This is a genomic window from Sphingomonas sp., assembly GCF_051962185.1.
Taxonomy (GTDB): domain Bacteria; phylum Pseudomonadota; class Alphaproteobacteria; order Sphingomonadales; family Sphingomonadaceae; genus Sphingomonas.
In genome coordinates, this window is the sequence record NZ_JBQCCN010000026.1 from 1 (window position 1) to 2,008 (window position 2,008).

The following is a 2,008-nucleotide window of genomic DNA, read 5'->3' on the forward strand; positions in this document are numbered from 1 at the left end:
CGAGCCCTATGCCGGGACGGTCGGACCAATCGCGCCCGGGCCGGGTGGCCACCCGGCCCGGGCATCCCGCTTATGAGCGGAACCGCGCGCTTATACGATAACTCAAACAGACAATGCCGGGCTTGTCCCGGCATCCACCGGGCCGCCAGCTCGACGCTAGAGCCTCTTATCCTGGGTTTGCCGCACGGTGGACCCCGGCACAAGGCCGTGGTGACGACGGAACCTGGAAACGATCGAGAAGGTGAAACTGCCCGGTTGCGGCGGGTTGCCACCATTGAGAGCACAGGACGACCCCGATCCCGCCTCAGTGCACCGACGCGAACAGCTCCGCGAGTGAGGCGATGCCGAGCTTGCGGAAAATCTGCTTGCGATGATCCTTGACCGTGTACCGGCTGATGCCGAGCCGGAGCGCGATCGCATCGCTCGAACAGCCGATCAGCATCAGGTCGCATACGTCATTCTCGCGCGGCGACAGCCGGATGCGGCGCGACGCCGCGACGCTGCGATCCTCCCCGGCGAGCGCGCGATGCCGGTCGAACGCCGCGGCGATCGGCATCACCATCGCGGCGAGCGCGCGCAAGGTCGCGGCCGGTGCGGGGCGCTGGCCGCGTTCGCGGTACAATCCGACCTCGATCGTCCCATCCCAGCCGCGCAGATGGAGTCCCAATTCCTCCTGGCGTTCGGGCCAGCCGGCGGTGCGGAAGCCGAGCTCCTCCTCGGGCGCCGGAACCAGCCAGGGCCGCAGGGCGGCGATCCGCTCGACCGGGGTGCCGGCGAAGTCGCGCGCGCGCACCACCCCGGACAGAGCGAGCATCGGATTGATCCGATGCGTCACGCGGGCATAGGTCTCGACCGCGGCGCGGCGGCCGATACGGTCGAAATCGTCGTACAGCACGTGCGGGCAGCCGCGATCGGGATGGAGCACGATCGCGGCGAGGTCGAAGCCGGCGAACCGGCGCAAGCTGTCGGCGGTCGCCGCGACGAAATCGGGCGCACCGATCGCGCCGATCACCTCGCCGATCAAATCGTATACCGCGCGCATCCGTCAGTCCTTGATCCCGCGCCCCGCGCGCAGCCGCGCCAGCACGCCATCCAGCGCGGCGTCGAGCTCGGGCAGCACGCCGTCGCGGGTGATCGCGCGGAACACCTGCTCGTTGATCCCGCCACGCGTCTGATGCTCGTCGGCAAGCTCGGCGAAATCGCGCCCGGGCGTCGCGCGCGATGCGGTGCCCAGCCCTTCGAGCAATTGCGCGGTGAAGGCATGCGCCCTGCCGGTATCGACGCCTTCGTCGACCATCCAGGCGGCGATGGTGTGCGCGAAGGCGAAATAGGCGCCCATCGTCGCGGTCACCGAGCTGAACACGTCGAACTCGCTCTCGTCGCCGAGTTCGATCGCGGTACCGAGCCGATCGTACAATGCCTTCACCGCCGCATTGGGCGGAAACATCGCGGTCGGCCCCTGGCCGCGCGCGACCGGCGGCAGCGGGACGGCGCGGGTCACCGTGGCGGCGGGCGCGGTCACCTCGTGCAAATAATCGAGCGAGATCGTCGCGATCAGGCTGAGCACATGTTGGTCGGCGCGGAAGTGGAGCGGCCGCAGCACCTCGTCGGCGATCTGGGGGCGCACCGACAGCACGACCATGTCGCTGGCATCGACCACCGCCTGGTTGTCCGCCGCGATCGTGACGTTGGGGAAGCGCGCAGCGAGGTCCGCGGCGATGCCGGCATTGCGCGGGGAGACGATGATCGGTTCGCTGCCCGACAGCGCCAGCCCCTCGATCATCGCCGCGGCGATCGTGCCCGTGCCGACGAAGCCCAATGTTCCGACCGAAGACGCCACCTGCACCTCTCGCTTGGATTGTTCTTAATCTCACTACAGTACAATTATCACTGTGTCGATGCCGACTACTCGTCAGCAAATTCGCGAACTTTGCATCCATCCACCCAGGCGAAGGCCGGGGCCCAGTATCGAAGAACAGGCGATGGCGCTGTGCGATCGAGAGGCCAA

At 68.0% G+C, this 2,008-nt stretch carries 2 protein-coding genes; both read right to left on the reverse strand.

What is annotated here, in order from left to right; all coding sequences use genetic code 11:
• Positions 1-304 precede the first annotated feature (304 nt).
• Positions 305-1,042, reverse strand: coding sequence for a LuxR C-terminal-related transcriptional regulator (locus tag ACTHJR_RS02025; protein ID WP_440521392.1), 738 nt, complete (start codon positions 1,040-1,042; stop codon positions 305-307).
• 3 nt (positions 1,043-1,045) lie between these two features.
• On the reverse strand, positions 1,046-1,840 hold the full coding sequence (locus tag ACTHJR_RS02030; protein ID WP_440521393.1) for a pyrroline-5-carboxylate reductase: 795 nt from the start codon (positions 1,838-1,840) through the stop codon (positions 1,046-1,048).
• Positions 1,841-2,008 lie beyond the last annotated feature (168 nt).